The sequence below is a fragment of the Chryseobacterium sp. TQ-BC-N36 genome, assembly GCF_058382295.1.
In genome coordinates this window covers 165,082-186,008 of record NZ_CM178175.1, presented here as the reverse complement: position 1 = coordinate 186,008, position 20,927 = coordinate 165,082, and the positions used below count along the sequence as shown (strand labels likewise).

Genomic DNA, 20,927 nt, shown 5'->3' with positions numbered 1-20,927 from the left:
TGGTTTTGAAATAGATTCTTAGTCTAAACAAATGTATTTAAAATTTTACAATGCCAATTAATAATAAAAACCATTAATGGATTTTCCCATCAATGGCGGTCAGTTACATTTATGAGAAATTAATCCCAGGCCATAAAACCTTCGCAGGCAAAATAAATTAAAGTAATGTAAAAACCATATTTAATTAATTTTTTAATTACCTTATAGCTTTTGAACAATACCGGATTGTAAACTGATGGGTCGAATGTTGTTTTTGCTGTTTGTTTCATTTGTTTTATTTTTTATGGTTGTTATAAAATTGTTATTTACTTGATAATTGACAAAAAAATATTCTTTTTCTTTTTCGTCTGATTCTTTACAGATCATATCATAGGTCATCAGGATATAAGTCTTGCTTTTTATATTATTTTTCAAAAGAGTATGTGCTTTAACAACCGGTTCCCCATAAAGTTTTTTAAAAGCACCAATAGTATACTCTGAGAAAGTCCCATAATGCGCTACCAACTTTAATGACAGCCCAAGCTCATGCCCAATTACAGCTTCTATTTCTTTAAGTCTGACCGTAAAACTTCTTAGCATTGTTTCATACAGTTTTAAGATTTTCTGTACAGAAGGCTTTTTACAAAATTTGTAAAATAATATTGCGTCACCTTCAATTTCTGAGACTTTCATCCCTATTGTATTGGCTTGCAGAATTGCAGAAAGCAGCTCTCTGGTGATATAACGACCTGCTTCAATGCATATGCTGTTGACAAAGTCAGTATAACCACTAATGTCTGGAATGATGATCATACCTTCTTCAACACGGATATTTTTATTTTCTGACAGATACTCTTTGTATAAACATTTCATGATGACAGATTTTTACGTTCTTTCTGAGACAAATGTAGATACGTCCATGAACAAGAAATTGTAAGAAAACGAAAGATTAAAAAGCCTCCATATTGGTAATATCAAAAGTACGGATGAAAACCATGGTCCATAAGTATAGCGATTACGTTTCTAAAATATATCAATACATGGCAATTTCTATATGAATTAAACTTCTATACGGTATTTCCTGACATAATAAATTTTAATAAGGAATATTTGTCTTCCTCAATTTCAGAACAACTTTTTGAATTCGGGGTAGCAGGAGTAAAATAATGATTACAGAAATTACACCTATTAACATCAAATCGTAGTAATCTCGGGTGGCACGAGCCAAGATCTGGTGTCCTACCATTTGATTAAAATAGCCAGTTGACATTGATTTTGAGGCGTATGCATCACTGCCTGATTTCATATATTGATTTTGGATATCCAGTAAAGTAACTGGCAATTGAGGGTTGATTTCCGTTAGCGTTTCCCGGATTTTTTCCCTAACTGCTGATTTCGCAAATAACTGAAGTTCATTATTAAGAGCCAGGCTAGCCGTAAACCCTGTAAACCTTGCGAATATTCCAATAAGTGATGCATTTATTGCAATTTTAGGGGGCACTGATGAGATTGTAAATGAAACAATCGGAACAAATAATACTCCTGTTGCCACACCATAGATAAACAGGGGCAGAATGAAATCATTTGTTTCTCCCTGTATGGAAACGAATAGTATCATATAGGCATAATACACCGCCATAATCGCAAAACCAACAATAATAATTCTTATCAGGTTATACCCAATCAAAATAAAGCGTGAGGTAACAAACATGCCCAAAACTGTTCCTGTTATTACGGCACTCCATATTGGAATCGTACTCAGTGGATCATTTCCTAAAATCACCTCAAGATAGCCGTAGGCAAGTCCCGTACTTCCCTTGAAAAGGTAAAAGGTAAAAAGAAGTAAAAGGCCAATAGCAAAATTCTCTGCTTTAAAAATCTGCAAGTTGATTAATGGTCTTTTAAGTTTCAGTTCTCTAATAATAAAGAGAGAGAGAATGAGTAAGTTACCTAAGCTTAGAATAAGTATCGACGGACTGCCAAACCAGCCCAATGGTCTTCCATAGACAAGAATGTATCCTAATATTAAGATAAACGATACATAAAACAGATAGCCTATCCAGTCCACCTGATAGAGCGGAATTTTTTTGGTAAATCGGGCCTTACTGTTCATCGTAAGCAACACAACAGAGGTAAGGATAATGAGTAGGTTATTGTGTCCGTAGAATAGCCAATTAAAATCTGAGAAATGAATTACTACACTGGTATAGATGGTGTAAAACGGCACAGCAATCTGTATACTGCCATAAAGAAGACTATAAGCAATGACACGGGCACGTACAGAATCCAGCCTTGGGAAAATGAGCTGTAACACGATACCTGACATTAATGCACAAGTAATTCCTTGCAAAAACTGGCAAATAACAAACAATGTCCAATCTTTAAAATGAAAACACAGTGTTGAACTCAGCGCATTGATCCCCAGTGCTATCAGTAAATATTTTCTGGGTTCAAAATACTTTACAATACGGGAGTCAAGTGCCAAGAAAGCTACAGTTGAGCCATAGATAACCACCATACCATATTGTACATCAGCAGGCTGTATGCCGTAAAAGCCCATCGCTGCTACCGGACTGCCATAAAAAGCGAAGCTAAACAGGCTAGTCATCAGAATGGCAAATATTACCGATCTTGCCATCCATTCGGACACCCATGGTTTGAAAACAGGTATTTTATAGGTTTGCATTTTTTAATTTTTTAAAACATAAACATTTGCGTTCATTCCTGCTGAAAGTTTCGATAATTTGGCAGGCTGATCCGTCAGTTTGATCCGAACAGGAATGCGTTGGATGATTTTGACGAAATTGCCTGTGGCATTATCAGGAGGAAGCAAAGAATAGCGTGAACCTGTGGTAGGTGAAAGTGATTCAATAATACCATTAAATTTTTCATGCGGAAAAGCATCGACCTCGACAGATACCGCTTGCCTGATCTGAAAGCCTGCAACCTGTGTTTCCTTAAAATTTGCCGTTACCCATTTTTCCTCGGCTCTGTTCAGTATAAATGCCAATGTTTGACCTGCCTGGACCAGTTGCCCTTCCTGAATGGTCTTTTTACCAATTTGCCCATCAAAAGGTGCTGTGACAATGGTATATCGAATGTCTAATTCCTGTCTTTGAAGAAGTGTTTCTTTGAGCTTTATTTCTGCCTGTATTGCTTTGCGTTGTGCACTGAAGTCATTTAGTTTGGATTCAGCTACCTGTAAAGAAGCTTTTGCCTGATCATAATCAGATTGCGTGATTGATAAAGAAGTACTCACATTATCAAATTTCTGTTGTGTGGTGGATTCATCAGCCAGTAGATTTTTATAACGGCCAAATTCTTTTTGCTGCTGATTCAATCTCGCTTCAGCACCTGCCAACTGTGCCTTTATAACCTCAATATTTTTAATTTGCGTTTCTTCATTCACCGCCAGGATAGGTAATTTGGCATGCGAACTCATGAGTTCTGCTGACGCAGCGTCTTTTTTCAGCCCATATTCACCCAGCTCAATCACCACAAGCGTATCTCCTTTTTTAACCTGCTGATTGTCTTTATAACATACTTTACTGATATATCCGCCCACTTTTGCATTGACGGGGGACAAATAGGCATCCACCTGTGCGTCATTAGTCTGTTCATAATCCAGTCTTTCTAAGAAACAGGCTGCTCCCCAAATAATAATTCCTGCCAATAATGTGATTCCGAACCATTTGGTAAGGATTATAATGATTTTATCTGTCTTATTCTTGTTCATAATGTTGTATTAAAGAATTCCTACGATCGCCAGCAATCTGATCTTTGTGAGTTTTACGTTTGTTTGTGCAGCTGTTAAATTGAATCTGGCTTCCAATAAATTATTTTCAGCCTCCAGAAGATCAGTCAGAAGAGATTCCTGATTCAGATAACTACTTCTGATAACCCGAACCGTTTCGGTGTTTTTTGCTATAATTTTTGCGGCTGTTTCAACACTTTCCAAAGCTTGTTGCTGCTGCAGATAAGCTTCTTTTACCTGCAGGTAAATTTCATCTTTCTTCATTTCAGCTTTTTCTTTTACCTGATGGCTTATAACCTGGGCACGGGCTATTGAATGTTTACTCTTGTAGAGATTGTCAATAGAAAACTGTGCTTTAATTCCTGTTTGACCAAATCCCCACAGGTCATTCGAATATGGATAGAACGAGATCTGCGGATAGGTATAATTGTAATTGGAGTACAGCGATATTTTGGGAAATCTTGTGGCTTTAATCTGTCTGATGTTCAATTCGTTCCATTTAATTTCACTATTGACCATTTTATACTCAGGAGACTGATGGAGTGCGATATCTATATAGTCGCTGTAAACTGTATCTGTGATGGCACCTGTTTTAACAATATCCTGATAATTGATGGTTAATTCATTTTTAGCTTCACGCCCCATTAGAATATTAAGCCGCTGTCTGGCAATTTCTATCTTTTTTTCAATATCAGAAAAACTAAGTTCCAGCTGAGATAATTTTACAGAGATTCTCAGCACATCACTCTTAAGCACAGTACCGTTTTTATACAGGCTTTCTATCAGGGTCAGCTGTTTTTTTTCTGTATCAATTTCTGCTTCAAGAAAATCATGGAAATGCAGAAATTTATATAACTCAAAATATGCAGCTGCCACATTATATTTTATACTCTGATTTTGGAGTTCAGCTTCATATTGTTTCTGTATCTCTTCTTCTTTTTTCATGGCGATATTTCTTCTCTCTCTGCCTCCATTAAAAAGACTGAAATTTAAGCTGTATCCCAGTCCGTATCCATAGCCTTTTACAGGTACATCCTGAGGTGATGCGAATAAACCATTATCATAAATCAAAAATCTGGAATTGAGTTTTATATCCCCACCTACCGAAATCTCAGGTAACAAGCGATCCTTTGCTTCAAGTACCTCTAAACTAGCTTTTTGAAGATTTAAATCAGAAAGTTTCAGCTGGTGATTATTCGCTTCAGCGATTTTCCATATCTGTTCCAAACTTAATGCTTGGACATTTTCTGTATTCTGAGCATGGAGGGATGGTGCAAACAGCACCCACCCTATGACCAAAATCGAGATTGAACTATATTTTTTCATTATTTTTTAAATGATTTATATTTTTATTACTCGGTATTAGCCATTTTTTGACCGCCTCTTTTAATGCATCGAAGGCAAAGGTTAAATCGGTTCCCGGTATAAAAACAGTATGATAGGCATAAGCAGGCCAACAGGCATTTATTGCCTTAATATTTTTTATCAAATGGGATGATGTATTAGAATCTTTATTTTGAATTTCAGGTTCTTGGTGAAAGCACATCTTTTTCTGTTTCATAATGATTTACTATTATTTACACAGCAAAATTATCCAACGTACAATGTCTTCTTTTTATATAATTAGCCTAATATTTGCTATATTTGGCCAAATGGAAATTTTTAACCAATTAATAAACATTGTTGATCAAAATCCTGAATCTATCCTGGTGATACGACAGCAGACAGAACAGCGCTTGCCTTCACATCAGCATGACAAAGCGCAGCTGTTATTGGTTTATGGTGGTATTGCTTACTTGCAAACTAATGAGAAAGATTTCTATATTCCGTCTAATCATTATATCTGGATACCTAAGAATTATCCTCATAACCTGATGTTTAACACACAAGATTTGTATATTATCAATCTCTATTTCCCAAGTGATGGAGTGAGTGGTTTTTATGATGAACTAGGTATTTATCCTGTGAGTAAGCTTCTTTCAGAAATGCTTTCATTCAGTGAAAAATGGCAAGGAGATTATTATAAAGGGTCCTGGGAATTTGAGTTTTTAACAACGCTGCGGAATGTGCTATCAAAAGAAAACCTAAAAAAATTTTCTATTCAACTTCCTACAACAGATGACCAACGGCTCAATGCCATTATCGATCATGTCAGAAATCGCTTAAGAGAGGACCTCAGCTTAGACACTATTGCGCAGCAATTTGGGATGAGTGTGAGAAGTTTGACAAGATTATTCCAAACGAAACTTCACATTACTTTTATTCAATATTTAAAAATGCTGAGGATTATCAGAGCTATGGAATTAATCAAAGATACTGATCTGAATATTACCGAAATAGCTTATGAAGTCGGCTATTCCAATATATCTGCATTTAGCAATAATTTTCAGCAACTGACTAATATGAGACCTTCTGAATTTAAACTAAAATAAAAAGTATCAGCTTACATCATTTCAACATTCATGAAGCCGTATTATCAGTACAAAATCTCAGCACTTCTGCTTTGTTTCTTTTTGTTCTTCTGATTGGCGGGCTGTCAGGATCCACTTTTAGGTATATCCTGTTTAATTTGAATCCTACATTTTCTTATCTTTTCCTTTGGTTATTAAATGAATGGGGCAGGTTCAATCTGTAATTTTTTATAGACACTTGAGTTTTAAGATGTATTATTCAGTCAGATATCACATTGATTAACCTATTTTATTTTTACAAGTATTATCTTGTTCATCTATAGAGTCAATATTACCTCTCATTCCTGAAGACAAATACAGAAAAAACTGCCGCAATCAGAACGCCTGCACCATATAACTGGAATGCCCTTTCCAGACCAACATTGATGATCAGGCTCAATCCGAGGCTTCCCAGGCCATAGCCTGAAAAAAGAAAAAATGCGAAGAGGCCTGTTGCAGCACCTTTTCGGGAACTGAATGTAGTAATTATAGCAGCAAATAAAGGATGGGACAGATCAAATCCCAGAGAAAGCAATGCCACTATAATACAGGATGCAGTAAGACTCAAATTCTGGCTGAGCAGCAATACAGTGATGCTTCCCAGGAATAGACCTAAAGGTATTATCCTGCTTCTTCCGTAACGATCGGCAAGTCTGCCCAGCAATGGCCCCAATAATAACCCGGGAATTCCATAACCCAATAAGGCTAACCCAATCTGAAACTCATTCAAACTATAATTTTTATAGAAAAAATAGGCAAGCCAGGCGAAAATACCACCATGGAACATCCCGTTAAGCAAGACATAAAAATAGGTACGCCTTGCCCTTCTGCTTGACAGTATACCATGAAAGGACAGCAAAATATTATCATTGCTTTCCGCTAATTCCCCTCCTTCCTTGAATATGTTTTTCTGATACATCAGTATGAGGAAAAAAATAAGCAGGGCGACGCCTGCAACACCTATAAAAAGCCATTGCCAACCTATCACTGATGTAATTAAGGCCCCTGCACTGGAACCAAAGGCAGTACCTCCGGCCATGTTGCCAAAGAAGATCCCCAGTGCATGCCCCCGCTTTTCGTACGGATAGCCATCACTGATCCAGCTAATGGTTGTAGGAGCAATACCGGCTGCACCGATGCCCGTCAGTAACCGAAGAAAAATCATCTGGTCGACCCCTCTGACAAAAGCGGTCAGCAACGTGAGCAGGGAAAATATGATCAGGCAGAAAGCCACTATCCGGAATCTGCCAAAGCGGTCACTTAGAGGCGCATACACCAGTGTGAACAATCCATAACCGAGCAGATAGGCTGGTTCAATAAAACTCACATGCCGGGCGCTGGTACCGAACTGTTCTGATAACAAAGGCAGCAATGGTGCAACCATGAATCCTTGAAAAAAGACAATAAAAGTAGCCAGAGATAGAATATAGACAGCCAGCATGGATACTTGCGTGCCTGTTGTGTCGCTTGTATTAATTTCGTTCATTCTTATTTGTTTGATCGTACAAATTTCAAGAACTTAAACAGCACAAGGCTTGTCCATATTCAGGCAATTATTGGATTTTTTATCGATTTTGGCTGTCAAGCGGGCTACGAATGAGTTGAAGAGCATCTCCCCGGTATGCTGTGGGAGTTATGCCTGTCATTTTCTTGAAAAAACGGTTGAAATAAGCTGCTTCAGTAAACTTAAGCAAATCTGCTATTTCCGACACCTGTAGATCAGTATGTGTCAACAGGCTTTTTGCTTCCAGCAATATTTTTTCATTGATATGGTATAAGGCTGTGTGTCCTGTATATTTTTTAACTAAAAAGTTTAAATGGCTAGGGGTAAGGTTCAGTTCATCTGCAATGGTTCTCACTGTTGGCTTTTCTTCTCTCCTTTTATTTGGAGCATCAACAGCGTAAGTATCCAGCACTCTTCTGAATCTGACCATCAACGAAGCCTGCTTCAACTGAAAAGCTGTTTTCACCTCTTTATCCTTATAATACAGACGGCGGATCTGGATAAGCAACACTTTTAACAAAGACTGTATCATTTCAAAATTGTCCTCGTTGCCTGATGTCATTTCGCCGAGCAACTTTTCGGCGGTGCATCCTATAGCATCCATATCTTCCTGTGACAATTTCAGGATTGAATTTGCTCCGTTCAAGAAAAAAGGATAATCCTTTTCAAACTTGGGTTTTAAAGGATCTATTTCTGCAAATTCAGGGGTAAAACAGAGGAGGTAACCATAGATAGTTTCCACCCGCTGCCAGCTTTCTATTTTGCCGGGGTATGCGAAATAAATACTGTTCGCTGAAGTATTGACGGTTTCATCCGGAAGCAGAAATCGAAGTCCAGGCGTTCTACAGATCAAAAGCCGGAAAAAATTACCCCGGAACAACGGCATGAACAATAATTTGCCTTTTGCCTGGTCTTCCACCCGCATAATGGTAAAAAAATTATTATCTGCTTTACCGATCCTGAAGGTATCGAAAAAATCGCTGATTGTATCAAGCCAAGGAATATAGGCCTGCGCTCTTTTATCCGCCATAGATAATCAAAAAATCCGTTACAAATTTAGGTAAAATCACTTATGTCGGATCAATCATCTCTATTTTCATCTTAAAAAACTACTACTCTTTCACAAACCTCTGCTAAAGTGTACAGGCAGAGCATCAAAAAGTTATGCGACATTGGAATAAATGAGCCTCTCAAAAGAATGAGAGGCTTTTTAAAATTGCTGAATTTTGTAATATTATTCCTATTAAAAGATAGATTTAATATCTGAAATATGCGACTATTGCTGACAGAATAAAAACGATAATCAACATGGGAAGCATTTCGTATTCTTTTTTTTGGATATGAACAAAAATACCTGCCAGCATGGTCAAACAAAAGCCTGTCGCTGCCATCGGTATCAAAATTGGCAAAATACCGAAAAGCCAAGGAAATATGATTCCAAAACAGCCCAATAATTCAAGAAAACCTAATATCCGGATTGGTATTATAGAGCTGTCAGGTTTTAGATGCCCGTTCTCGACGTGTGTGTTTTTACTGCCTGTAATTTTTCCATAACCTGGCATGATAAAAAATAGAGACAGAAGTCCCTGTATAATCCACAAAATTGTATTCATTCTATCTGTTGGTGAAGTTAATGATAAGCTATCGAAAGCTTTGATAAATGAATTAAACAAGTATTGCCTTGAAATAATTTCAAGACAACATATTCAATAATTTTATATAAAAATCTTTGAAATTAATTCTTGTTTATCCTTTTTTTGGTTGGTCTAACCAAAGATTAACATCTTCCATTTCAGTGAATTGCTTTTGTACTGACACAAAGATAATCAAGATTATTACAAAATAATAAACAGATCAATAATAAATTGTTACAAAAAGTCCAATTATATTTTCAAAATATACGATTTATAAAATGTCAATCTTTTTGGTAAATATAAATGTTCAATTTTTATTAAAATTATCGCTGTCTGAAGAAAAGTAAACCGTAATTACCTATGTGTGGGCACTTAAAAAGGTTAATAAACTATTGACGAACCAACAAGCTTACAAGAAGCTTAATCACCGTAAAGCCTTGTAAGACAATCTCCAGAAACAGAAACAAGTAGTTGGCAGTAGTTTTTTCTCAGATTAGCCCACAACTTTGCACTTCGCCCGGATTTTCTGGTAGATTTTTCTTTTCATTACTCATTCATCCGAACATTAATCTGATACAGAGCTATTCAATCTTTACATCAGTACTTTTTGAAACCAGTTTTTTGTACGGATCGGCTAAGAATTCATCAAGATAATCAGCATTGCTGTTACCAAAGCCCGCCCCGTGTGCCCGGTTGTGGATAATAAGAAGCTGCGCGTTGGGCATATATCTTTTAATAAGCGTATTATAAAAGGGCCTACAAAACGGATCGGCATCACCTGCTGATATCAGTGCCGGGATATTCGAATAAACAGGTGTTTTTATCGATTGGGGCTGGGGATTAACCTTCCAGCAATCGCAGATTTCTTTATTGACGTTATTAAAAGGGTAACCGGCAAGCCAAGGAAGGATCTCATCCTGCTTGGCAATCAGTTTGGGATCTGAATAAGCAATCTGTTCCGAACAATATACCGAATAACGCATGCCCAGTGTTCGGTTCAGATCGCCAGAAAATATACCATCCATAACTTCGGTGATATACGGCTGATGTTTGCCATTGATAATATCATTCACTACAGATGGCACTGTTTGAACTGTTCCATTCTCCATTTTTCCGAAAATGGCATCTAGCAGCTCGGCTTTCCCATAGCTGATTTTGATACTATCGCTACTTCCTTTGGGAAGATAGCGTGCAGTAAAACGTTTGGAGGAAATTTTGGTGAAATAATCATGGAAACGCGACTTAAGATCTTTATATATGGTTTTTGTTGAATCGGCATCCACATTACCAATTACCTGATTTAAAGCTTCGTTCATATTGATCAGTCCATGCTCTTCATAATTTACAAAACTGGGAAGGGGCGAATTCAGTATAAGTGCCTTTATACCTTCGGGATGGTTTTTAGCAACAGTAAGCATTAATCCACCACTATAAGAAATGCCGACCAGCATCATGGATTCGATTTTTAAGGCTTTTTTAAGATCGCTGATATCCGCAGCGCTTTCCGTGGTATTGTATGCTGAAAGATCGATGCCTTTTGCCGTGAAACGTTTCCGTGCTGATGTTACCGCGAGCTTTACCAAGCTGTCTTTGGGAAGGTTTTCCCTATACGAACGTTTAATGGCTTCCTCCACTTCAGGACACTCTAGTGAAGGGACAGCCAGCTTGGTACCGCGCTGATCGAAAGCGATAAAACCGCCATATCTTAAAAAGCCTGAGTTCGGTCCGATCTTGCTAATCCCCAGTGTAGTACTATATCCCGGACCGCCTGTGGTATATAGGGAAATATTTTTAATGGAGTCCTGATTCTTTCTCCTTACAAAAATAAAGGGGATTTTGATCAGGTTTTTTGTAGGTCTTGCTCTGCTTTCCGGTACTACCAGATAACCGCATTTTGCCACTACACCATTTTCTACCTTGATTTTACATCCGTAGGGTTCTATTTTTGGAGTGTAAGATTGTGAAAAAACATTTGAACTAAAAAAGAGAAACGATAAAGCCAGCAATGTATAAATTTTCATGTTTCTTGATTTTATACAAAACTACCATATCAATTTTGACCTCAAAAGGTAAAAAACAGACAAAATCACTTAAGGTCGGCCAACCTTGTTCCGGTAAACAGTACCGCGCTCCTGTAAAAATGGCTCATATCATAGTAGCCATAGTCTGTCGGTAAAAAGCTACCGCGGTCGCTGAGAAACTGGGTAAGTGCAGTACGTGCTCTTAAGATGACGAAATAATTCTTTGGGCCGGTGCCCACCACTTTATGGAAATACCTGTTGAGCGTTTTTTCACTCATACAAACACAATCTGCCAGCTGAGCAGTTGAAAGGCCCATTTCCGTATCCAAAAAACAGCCGATACTCCTTTGGACCATCGATAGGTAATGGCTTCCGGGGCTTTTAGCTTTTCTTTCCAATAGGTAATGTTCCCAAAGCTGCACCCGCGTTTCAAAATCGGGTGCCTGTTTGATCTTGTTGATGACACGCTTGGGAATCAGTTCGTCAAGCATTATGACATCGCTGGCGATTCTGGTCTGACTGATACCGAATATGGCTTCAAAACCACCCGGTAGAAATTTAATGGTGAAGATATTATCGGTTGGGGCATTCTGCCTTTCAATTGTTTCGCTGCGCAGAACCAAAACATCACCATTTTCATTGATCTGATGCATATGTTTTCCGTTGCAGAGCTGGTAGGGACTTCCCAGATTAAGCCAGATGGTGGGAGTAAAACTCGGAAAAAGTTTAACCGTGAAACGTTCATCCTGGATAAATGATCTGGCGAAAACAAGATCAGTTTCAGAAAAAAACTCGATATGTGGAGAAAGGCTTTCCTGTGGTGCTAAAAACCGGTAAAACTTCCTGATATTATCAAATATTTCTGTCATATAATCACTAGGTTGTTTTTCTGATTGGTTGTTGCATTGTGTAGGAAAAAAATGATGGGAATAAACCTTATATTTTATAGTCTTAAATTTAGGGATTTTTTATTTTCACTGCTCCATATGCAATAAGAAAATATGAACTTATTTCAGCTGTATAATTTAAAAAAAGACAAGTAAACGCAGTACGAGGCAGTTTCATCACTGGCATCCGAGGAGGTGACTTTTTGCGGATCAGTCTCAAAAACTGGGGAATATTGTATTTATGGAATTTAAACTAACGCAAAGTTTTTAGCCTCTTATCTCATATTTTCAAGGGAGCAAAGCATGAAATCAATTTCAATGATTCTTTCTAAGCTAATACATATCCATTAAGCTTCTTAAGCGACAAAGTCGTACTTCTTAGCTTTCTAAAATAAAACATTTGAATCATTTTTCTTTGCGATTAAAAAATGACCTGTCGGTTCAATAAAAAGTATAGATTTTGTACTAACCCCCAACTTTTGCACCTGATCCCCTATAATTGGAGGTCGTAAAATAAAAAAGGTACAAATCAAAGATTTGTACCTTTCTGCGGAGAGTGAGGGATTTTGTACCCATTTCTCATCGCTTTATGGATAAGATTTTCGCTGTTGCATCTCTGTGAATGGCCTTAAATAGGACATTTGCAAAAAAGCGGTAAAATACTAATATAAATTTTACGTAGTAAAACTAAAAATTTCTGCTCAAATCTGCAAGTAAAAAGACCAAAATTTGAACAAGTTTTTAAAGTTCAAATCAAAAATTTAATCCTTCTCTTTCGCCTGAAATTTCTCAGTTGAAAATGTTTCTAAAAGAAAACGAAGAAAAAAAGAAAGCCTTTTGAAAATGAGCGTGACATTCTGCCAAGGTTTTTCAGAAAAAGTTTTTCCGTAGATTTTATACGGAAAAAGTTTTTCTGAAAATCCAGAGGACTTGACCTTGACAGAATTTAGCCGGGCGCCTCAGGAAGCGAATTATCTTTGGCTTCTGTTTAATATTTTTGCGGAACCATCGGATTGAATACTATGAAAAAGATTCAAAACTCATTCTTAGGCTTACTTCCAAGAATTTTCACGATGCAATTACAATATTAATGGCTACGATATTACTCTCTTAAACCAATATAAAAGTTTTTAAATTGGCTATACCTTATATTTCAAATTAATCATCAAATGATGAATAGTTGTGTTTTTCCCGTGATGTGTAACTCCAATTTTAATTGCAGATGCTTTATAGTTGAAATCGTCAGTTAAATCTTTGGTTTTGGAGGGGGCAATTTCAAAATCTTTTGGATAACTTAATTTTGCCAATGTCTCTTTCAAATACTTTCCCCATTTGTTTTCAAAATTAGACGGTAATCCCAAATCATAAATAAGTATTATAAGATTCTCTTTTTGATGGTGGTAATTAAATAATTTCTTTAAATGTGATTGTGTAGTTTTTATATCACGATATATAAATGCTTCACATACTAATATGGCTTCACTATTACTGTTTTGAATTACAATATCTCTTTCTCCCGGGTTTATCCCTTTTCCTGAAAATGCTCCTCGGGTTTGGTCTTTGACAATCCAACCAAACACACTAAATCTGGACTCTAAAGAAACTTGTACTAAATCATTGTATTTATCTTCATTTTTAATCTCATCAATTGTTAATATTTTATCTAAAGCCTTATTTATTGCTATCGCAAATTCCTTGGTAATAAACTTTCCAATATCAATTTGTCCATTTAATTTTTCTGGGAAAATTTTAATTAGTGTTTGCGGTTTTTTAGAGAAAATCTCATTGTAACTTACTTTTAAAATTTCAATATTGCTTTTATCATCAACTAAAGATGATAACTCACTTATAAAATCAGGATTACTGCCATCAGAAAATTTATGATATTCTTTAACTTTGTTTAAATAATAAATAGCTTCCTGTTGTTTTGTTTGCTCCAAGAATAATTCTATTCTCATTTTAGAAACTTCTTCCATCATTTGATAAGGATCTGGCAAGTTTATAAATAATTGTTCAAACTCATTAATGTTTTTTAAGTGATAATAAACAGTCAATTTATTTACCCATACTTTGTCTATTATTGACTCTATTGATTGTGCAGCAAGACTCTTTCTTGCATCTCCCCATTCTTCTAAAGATTCCTTTAGTAATTTATTTTTAATAGTAATATCATCATTTTTTGTTGCCCAATTAATTTTGGCTGCAAAACGATTAATGCATACAGAAGAAATTTCTTTAAATTGATTATAAAGCTTATCAAATATCTCATAAGCTTCTTTCGATTTATCTTCAAAATGAATTAATCCAATAAAAAACTGTTTATAATGATAAGGCTTGAAACCTCTGACTTCAAATGCATTTTGCCCAGGCTCCTCTAACTTGCTGATTTGATTTATATCTTTTTGATTGTACGCTAACATTAAGCGAACAACAAATGAAGCTTGCTCATATTTTATTTCATTACGTTTAGAAGCTATATTTTTCTCCCAATAATCCAATGCTTCTTCTGTCTGTTCAATTAATTCTTTATAATGAGACAATTTTGATAATGTCAATTCAATTTCCGGTATCCAGTTTTGAGATTTGAAAAAATCAATAAGTTTTGCCTTTTTAATTCTTTCAATTATTTCTTTTTTAATTCCTTCTGAGGTTATCCAATCTAAAATAATTAATAAACGTAATAAATCACTCGTATCTATTAAAACAGCGATTACCTTACTTTTATCATCAAACCAATTAATTGCTTGTGCTACTTGAGGTAATAATTCCTCTTCTTTTGAAGCTCTAAACATCTTCTGCTCAAATGATGAGCTTAGAATATCTATTTTTGAAGGTTTACCAGCTACTGCATACTGTTTTAGTAAATCAAGTATATTTTGCTCAATACTGATTTTGACATCTTTTAGCTTATCATATATCAGAAAATATTCTGCTTTATTAGTAGTTATTCTTTTTAGAACATTAAGTAATACAAACAAATGAGTACGAATTTTACTCGCATTAAATCTATTTTCTTCATCATATTCGTCCTCAGCTTTTTTTAATTTAATTCTAGGGGATAAGAGTTCTTTTAGCTTTTCCGTATCATTTAATAAAGCTATTGGATAAATCCAGTCTATAAGATTTAGCCTTTCATTTCTTTCTGCCCAGCTAGGTAAGCCTTGTATAATAGTATTTGATGGGTAATCTTTTTTTTGAACAGAGTTTTGTTCAATTTTATTTAAATAAATCTTTTTAAAACAGTCAGATAACATTTCGCGAATATCTTCAATATCCTGAAATTGTTTTTCATATTTACTGTAAATGATACATTTTGATAGCCAACTTAAACCATCTAATGCTAAAATTGGAAATTGAATAGTACCATTTAAATATAGAATGGGTTCTTCATAGTTTTTGAATATTTCAATAAGCTCAGGAATTATTTTTGGTAACAAGAATTCAGATGAAGAACTATATGTATCAAATCCATTGACGCAACAATCTTCAATAATTGAAATTAGTAGTCGTTCTTTTTTCTTTTGATATTCTCTAATTTCGTATGCATCTTCTTCTCTTCTAATATTTGATAATGATTGGTATTTATCCTTATTTATTTCTTTATAACATTGAAATATGAAAAGTGTAATTTCTTGATTTATATTTTTTTGACTTGAAAGTATGGAATCTAAACTTAATTTTATACTATCTTCAATGAGCTTAAGTTTTATATCCCTGTCAATTTTTCCTATTGAACTTTCTATTTTTACTTTATCAACTAGACTAAAAGCCAAAGAGGAAAAGTATGGTACTTCCATTAAATATGGAATTATAGTAGGTTTATCCTGAATTAAAAAATGGCAGGTTTCCCATAGTAAATAAGGTTTGCTCAAGCTATTTTTTAAAAGAGATTTTATTAAGGGATAAGGTGTATTTTTTTCCGAATCGTTACTCTCTGTATTAGAAAAAGGGGTGTCGCAACAAACAATTGTTTTAATTAAGAATGCTAAATCGTTACGAACTTCCTGAACATGGAATAAATTTCCCTGATGTTTTTTTGAAAGAAAACACATCTGTTCATATAATTCATAATAATTAGTTGAGGGTTTCAGAGCTTCTTCAACTAGGTTTATACCTCCTTGAAAGGCATACCTAGAGCCAATACTTTCATCTATATAAGATTTAAAGAACTCGCTTTCTACTCCGTTAATATCTTGTTCTTCAAGAATTAGTTCTAATGCTGATTTTATAAACCGATTTTTAGATTCTTTGGTAATATGTTTGTAAAAATCAGACCAACTATTTTCCCAATAAAGCATCTTTTTTACAAATATTATGACTCTCTCTTTGTCATCAGAAATTTTATCATCACCTATTAAATCTTCCCAGATAAATCCACCTATCTTATCACATAAAGTATCCCAATATGACACTTTACAATTGTAGAAATTAATATAATATTTGTTATCAATCTCCTTAATAATTCTCTGTTCTTTTAAATCATCAATACTAGGAGCTTTTATAAAATATGATTTATGTGCAGTATGTATAGTATTAAAATTTTTCTTTGATACTTCTAAACCTTTATTGTTATATTCCAGTTTGTTTTTTTTCAATTTGTAAAGAAATTCAAACTCATTCCAATTATCTAATAAAACTGAATAGTAAATAATATTTCCAACATCTATATCATCTTCTGACTTTTTACTTGTTTTTATCCAATTGGTACTAAGCCATTCTTCATCTAAATTGACATTATTGTCTATTTTGTATTGTGTTATAAATTTTTGATATTCTGTTTTATTTATTGCCTTTGTTTGGTAAGTTTTATTTACTTCTCTAACAAAGAGCAATTCCTCTTTATGGGATTGATTTTTTTCAAAATCATAAATTACTTTTCTAACAGCATCGGGAATATGTATTATTCCTAATATCTCACGAAGCCAAAATTTATTAAATAATGAATCTATATCAATAGAGGCATTGTTTTCAGTTTTATATTTTTTAAAGAATTTTTCAACTTCCTCTTTTGAGCAATAATTTCTTGGGATTAATACTTTAATTAAGATTTTAGCAAAAAAGATTGAGGCATTCCAATTTATATCTGCGTGTAGAGCTTTATCATTTTTGGTATGATTTATATCTATTTCGAAAGGTTTTATTATGTTCCGAATTCTTTCTATTTTTTCTCTGTTTTTGTAATACATCCATCTAAGTATTAAAATTTCTATTTATCAAACAGACCATAAGTTTTTTCCATAAGTTCTTTTGGAACTTCTCTTAATTTTTTCAAATCAAGCTTGTTATCCAGATAATGTCCGAAAGGTATAAATGAATTTTTTGAAGCTTGTAGAACATCTTCTTCGCTTCTGTATTTTTTTCCCTTTACAGTGAAGTTGATATAATCATTACCATATTCATTCAATACTTCTTCTAAGGATAGTTTACGACCAGCAAAAACATCTTTATGAAAGATCAATGTATCTATATCAATAAGGATTAAAGGTTTTATATTGGAAATATTGAATCCTTCTTTTTCCAATTTATCTAATTCTTTCTGAAACCAAAAATTAATCCACTTATTTAGTCCTACAGTATTAAATATTCTATAGGGTAAAATCAATATAGGGTATACAATTACATTTTTAGTACTATAGTTAGAATCAAATTCTAGTTTTTTAGAAAGTATTTTTCGAATATTATTTATAAACTGTAAGACAGCCTTTGGTTTACCTTCTTCATTTTTATATAGTTTAATAAACAGTTCTTTCTCAATTTCTCTGAAATCAGATGATTGTTTAGCTATAGCATTTATTAAAATGTCCTTGGATTCAAATAAAAATATTTTCTTTCCATTTCGAACATAATAATCAGGTGCACCGTCATATTGTGCATCCAGTTCATCTCCATTTTTTTGAAAATATCTCTTACCAAAATATTCTTTTAAAATTTTATGCAGAATATATTTTTCAGAAAAATCATAGGTTTTTAATCCATATAAATCTTTTACTTTTTTCTCCTTAGGAAGTCTGTCATTGATATGTTTAAATTTAAAATACAAACCATTTCCAATTAACTCAAGTACAAACAATGGAGATATCAATCTAAAAGTATTTTTATCAAACCTGTACATGGGAGCTGATCTGATATTTCTGAAATCAAAATCTTTAAGTAATTCAGATTCTTTAATTGAAAATTTATTAAGAAAGGATATACTTGATTCTTTACCTTCATTTTGAGTGATATTGATATCGGTATGAGCCTCTTTTTCTTTTTTCAGGACAGCAATCTGTAAGGGTAATAATCTTTTTATGTATTCCTGATAGTTGGAAATATCATATTCTTTGTAAAATTCCTTTAATAATTCTTTAGTATCATTTCTTGATTCTAAGAATTCGAAAAATGATATCGCTCTTAATACCTGAGTTGTAAAAACTTTTTTGACATCATAGTTTACTAAATCTGAATTATTCAAGAATAATCTTAAACAATAGGCAGTTGCATATTTTGAAGCATCTTCTTTCAAATATTCTAAGCTATTATTTAAAATAAGTGTTCTTTCGGTAGTATGGAATTTATTGAATAACAAATAAGCTTTAAAAAACCGTATCTCAATTTCCTGATGTGTATAGTTTTTAGTTATTCCATACTCTTTATCGAAAGCATTCTCAAAGAAAGACAGACTACTTGCTACATAAGGAAAAGAATAACTGTCTATTTCCCATTTCGTTTGTTTTATAAACTGATCTAAACCTGAAAGTACTTTATGGAAAAATTCTTGGTTTTCCTGAGAAAAGTACATCTTTAAAAACTCTAAAGGATTTTCGTATTTAGAATTTTGTGAGAATCCTAGAAGAAAAGTGCCAAACTTTAATAAGAGATCTTTATCAATGCCATCGAGATATTCATTTATTGTTTTCGGTTCCTTATTAGGAAAGATGTCATTAAAAGTTATTACTACTTTTCCAGTTAGGTTCATGATTCTTTTTGAAGGATATTGATTAATGATTTTAAACAGATTATTTTTTACTTAATAAAAACTTTTTCTCTGAAATTCAAGCGCAACTGTACTTATCTCGTAATTTAAAGGAAGTGAAATCGTTTTTCCAGAAATCTCATTCAACCAATTTTTAGTTTGTAAACTCAATTTATCTAATTTTGAAGCAATGATTACTTCATACTTTTCACTAAGTGTAAAATATCCTTTGTCAAATAAACTATCGTATAACGTAGAAAGACAAAGACAAGTATGAGGTGATAATCTTGTATCAATTTTAGTTGACCAAGGAATAATATGGCTTGCTACTAATAACTCATTTTCAGTAACTCCTGTTAAACAACATTTATAGTTAAAATTTTCTAACACCTTTTTTCGGAAAGTTGATTGCTTGATTCTTATTTGTATTTCTCTTTTCGCGTTTTCTATTGCATAGTCATTTAAATTATCTTTTTGTAAAATAGGTTTACTATAATCTATCAGAGGTAAACTAAAAAATTCAGAAATATTCCTTTCAATGTTAGAATTTCTTATTCTTAGTATATGATTTCGAATATCTCCAACCCATCTTTGTCGTTTTCCTTCAAGCAAATACAAATTTTTCTCTGTTAAAAGATCCTGTATTGCTGAGAATGGTAGGATATAAAAGTCTCCTTCATCGTCTTCACTACCAAATAATATAATATTAAAGTTCGAACCAAATTGAGTTCTATAGTTATCAAGCTTATTTTGTGATATTCCGAACCAATAATTTGAAGTAGTGTCTGCTTTCAGAACGTAGTTTGACTGTTCTAATTTTTCCCTATTTTCTTTTACCCAGTTCATAATTATATAGCAATACCAAAATTTACTCTTAGAAACTCTCCGACTACTTGTCTTGCCATGCCAACATACTCTTCTTTTGGATTTAAAAACTTTTTTAATCCCTCTATCTCTCTTTTTAAGATTCGTTCAAAGTAAAATTTCTTTGTTGTGTCTGGAGATCCAATAATATCATTATAATTTTCTGTAGCCTCTTTCACTCTCTGTATTTGTGCCTGTATCTCAATAAGTTTCTTTTCCCGAGATTGGACAAGATACATTCTTTGTAAAACATAAACGTCTATTGATTTTTTAGCCTTGATACTTTCGTTTCCATCCGCATCTTTTTTAGGACGAATAACGCCTTCATCACCGTATTCTAAATGATCTTCGGGATTATCGATACATGGATTTAGTAGAAGTCTATATGGTTCTTCATCTGCAATTCCATTAATATTATCGTGCTTACGTACATATTTCGTAGCATCTGACAGAGGAAATTGGTTCATTTTCCCCATTGTCTTTTTGTTTCTTATTCCGTACAAGGAATGGGACAGCTTTTGATTACAGTTTCTGCAAGACAACAATAAATTATCCCAATCTGCAGCTAACCAATAATAACCGGGTTTCTTATGTGGATTCGCTTCTTCAATTTCTCCTTTAGGGCGAAAATGCTCAACATCTCCGGAGTAAACATGCAGAAATGTACTTTCACAATAGGCACACTTCTCTTTGAATAAATTTATTAAAGCTTCTTTTACCTCAGAATCGGAATATATTTTAAATTCAAAATTAGTCGTTCCGTCAAAAGTGGGGGAAGTGTAATATTCAATAGCTCTTTCTGTTTCCGTTTTACCCTCTCTATTTTTTTTATCTAATGCAGATGGTTTTGGCACTTGAGATCTATCAATTTTTATCATA

General features: G+C 33.9%; 15 protein-coding genes. 1 reads left to right on the top strand and 14 read right to left on the bottom strand.

Annotation, left to right across the window (positions count from 1 at the left end; translation table 11 throughout):
* Positions 1-201 precede the first annotated feature (201 nt).
* The 5 genes from AC3FI7_RS00785 to AC3FI7_RS00765 all read right to left on the bottom strand — a co-directional run bounded on the left by AC3FI7_RS00785 (position 202) and on the right by AC3FI7_RS00765 (position 5,294).
* Positions 202-852: a DUF2652 domain-containing protein gene (locus AC3FI7_RS00785; RefSeq protein ID WP_343658034.1), complete on the bottom strand. Its 651-nt coding sequence runs from the start codon at positions 850-852 to the stop codon at positions 202-204.
* Between the two features lie 223 nt (positions 853-1,075).
* Positions 1,076-2,665, bottom strand: coding sequence for an MFS transporter (locus tag AC3FI7_RS00780; protein ID WP_491461149.1), 1,590 nt, complete (start codon positions 2,663-2,665; stop codon positions 1,076-1,078).
* Between the two features lie 3 nt (positions 2,666-2,668).
* Positions 2,669-3,715, bottom strand: coding sequence for an HlyD family secretion protein (locus AC3FI7_RS00775; protein WP_343658032.1), 1,047 nt, complete (start codon positions 3,713-3,715; stop codon positions 2,669-2,671).
* A gap of 9 nt (positions 3,716-3,724) precedes the next feature.
* On the bottom strand, positions 3,725-5,059 hold the full coding sequence (locus AC3FI7_RS00770) for a TolC family protein (protein ID WP_343658031.1): 1,335 nt from the start codon (positions 5,057-5,059) through the stop codon (positions 3,725-3,727).
* A complete protein-coding gene (locus AC3FI7_RS00765; protein WP_343658029.1) occupies positions 5,046-5,294 on the bottom strand; it encodes a hypothetical protein in 249 nt (82 codons plus the stop codon). The genes AC3FI7_RS00770 and AC3FI7_RS00765 overlap by 14 nt, the downstream gene beginning before the upstream one ends.
* A 91-nt stretch (positions 5,295-5,385) precedes the next feature.
* On the opposite strand from AC3FI7_RS00765, the gene AC3FI7_RS00760 reads away from it, so the two are divergent.
* Positions 5,386-6,165 carry a helix-turn-helix domain-containing protein gene (locus tag AC3FI7_RS00760; protein WP_491461148.1) on the top strand — a complete coding sequence of 260 codons (780 nt, stop codon included), beginning with the start codon at positions 5,386-5,388 and terminating at the stop codon, positions 6,163-6,165.
* 310 nt (positions 6,166-6,475) lie between these two features.
* Here the strand turns inward: AC3FI7_RS00760 and AC3FI7_RS00755 are convergent, their stop codons facing one another.
* The 9 genes from AC3FI7_RS00755 to AC3FI7_RS00715 form a co-directional block, all read right to left on the bottom strand.
* Positions 6,476-7,669: an MFS transporter gene (locus tag AC3FI7_RS00755; RefSeq protein WP_343658026.1), complete on the bottom strand. Its 1,194-nt coding sequence runs from the start codon at positions 7,667-7,669 to the stop codon at positions 6,476-6,478.
* A gap of 79 nt (positions 7,670-7,748) precedes the next feature.
* Complete coding sequence (locus AC3FI7_RS00750; protein WP_491461147.1) at positions 7,749-8,717, bottom strand: helix-turn-helix domain-containing protein; 969 nt, start codon at positions 8,715-8,717, stop codon at positions 7,749-7,751.
* Between the two features lie 226 nt (positions 8,718-8,943).
* Positions 8,944-9,300, bottom strand: a complete 357-nt coding sequence (locus AC3FI7_RS00745; protein WP_491461146.1) for a DoxX family protein — start codon at positions 9,298-9,300, stop codon at positions 8,944-8,946.
* Positions 9,301-9,902: 602 nt separating this feature from the next.
* On the bottom strand, positions 9,903-11,342 hold the full coding sequence (locus AC3FI7_RS00740) for an alpha/beta fold hydrolase (protein WP_142722146.1): 1,440 nt from the start codon (positions 11,340-11,342) through the stop codon (positions 9,903-9,905).
* Positions 11,343-11,407: 65 nt separating this feature from the next.
* The gene (locus AC3FI7_RS00735) at positions 11,408-12,211 is read right to left on the bottom strand and encodes a helix-turn-helix domain-containing protein (RefSeq protein WP_142722145.1); all 804 of its coding nucleotides are present in this window, start codon (positions 12,209-12,211) and stop codon (positions 11,408-11,410) included.
* Between the two features lie 1,157 nt (positions 12,212-13,368).
* Entirely contained in the window at positions 13,369-17,415 is a 4,047-nt protein-coding gene (locus tag AC3FI7_RS00730) for a hypothetical protein (protein ID WP_491461145.1), read from the bottom strand.
* Between the two features lie 20 nt (positions 17,416-17,435).
* A complete protein-coding gene (locus AC3FI7_RS00725; RefSeq protein ID WP_491461144.1) occupies positions 17,436-19,187 on the bottom strand; it encodes a hypothetical protein in 1,752 nt (583 codons plus the stop codon).
* A gap of 51 nt (positions 19,188-19,238) precedes the next feature.
* Complete coding sequence (locus AC3FI7_RS00720; RefSeq protein ID WP_491461143.1) at positions 19,239-20,030, bottom strand: HNH endonuclease; 792 nt, start codon at positions 20,028-20,030, stop codon at positions 19,239-19,241.
* A 2-nt stretch (positions 20,031-20,032) separates the two neighbouring features.
* Positions 20,033-20,926 (bottom strand): HNH endonuclease family protein, encoded by an 894-nt coding sequence (locus tag AC3FI7_RS00715; RefSeq protein WP_491461142.1) that lies wholly within the window; start codon positions 20,924-20,926, stop codon positions 20,033-20,035.
* Position 20,927: the final 1 nt, after the last annotated feature.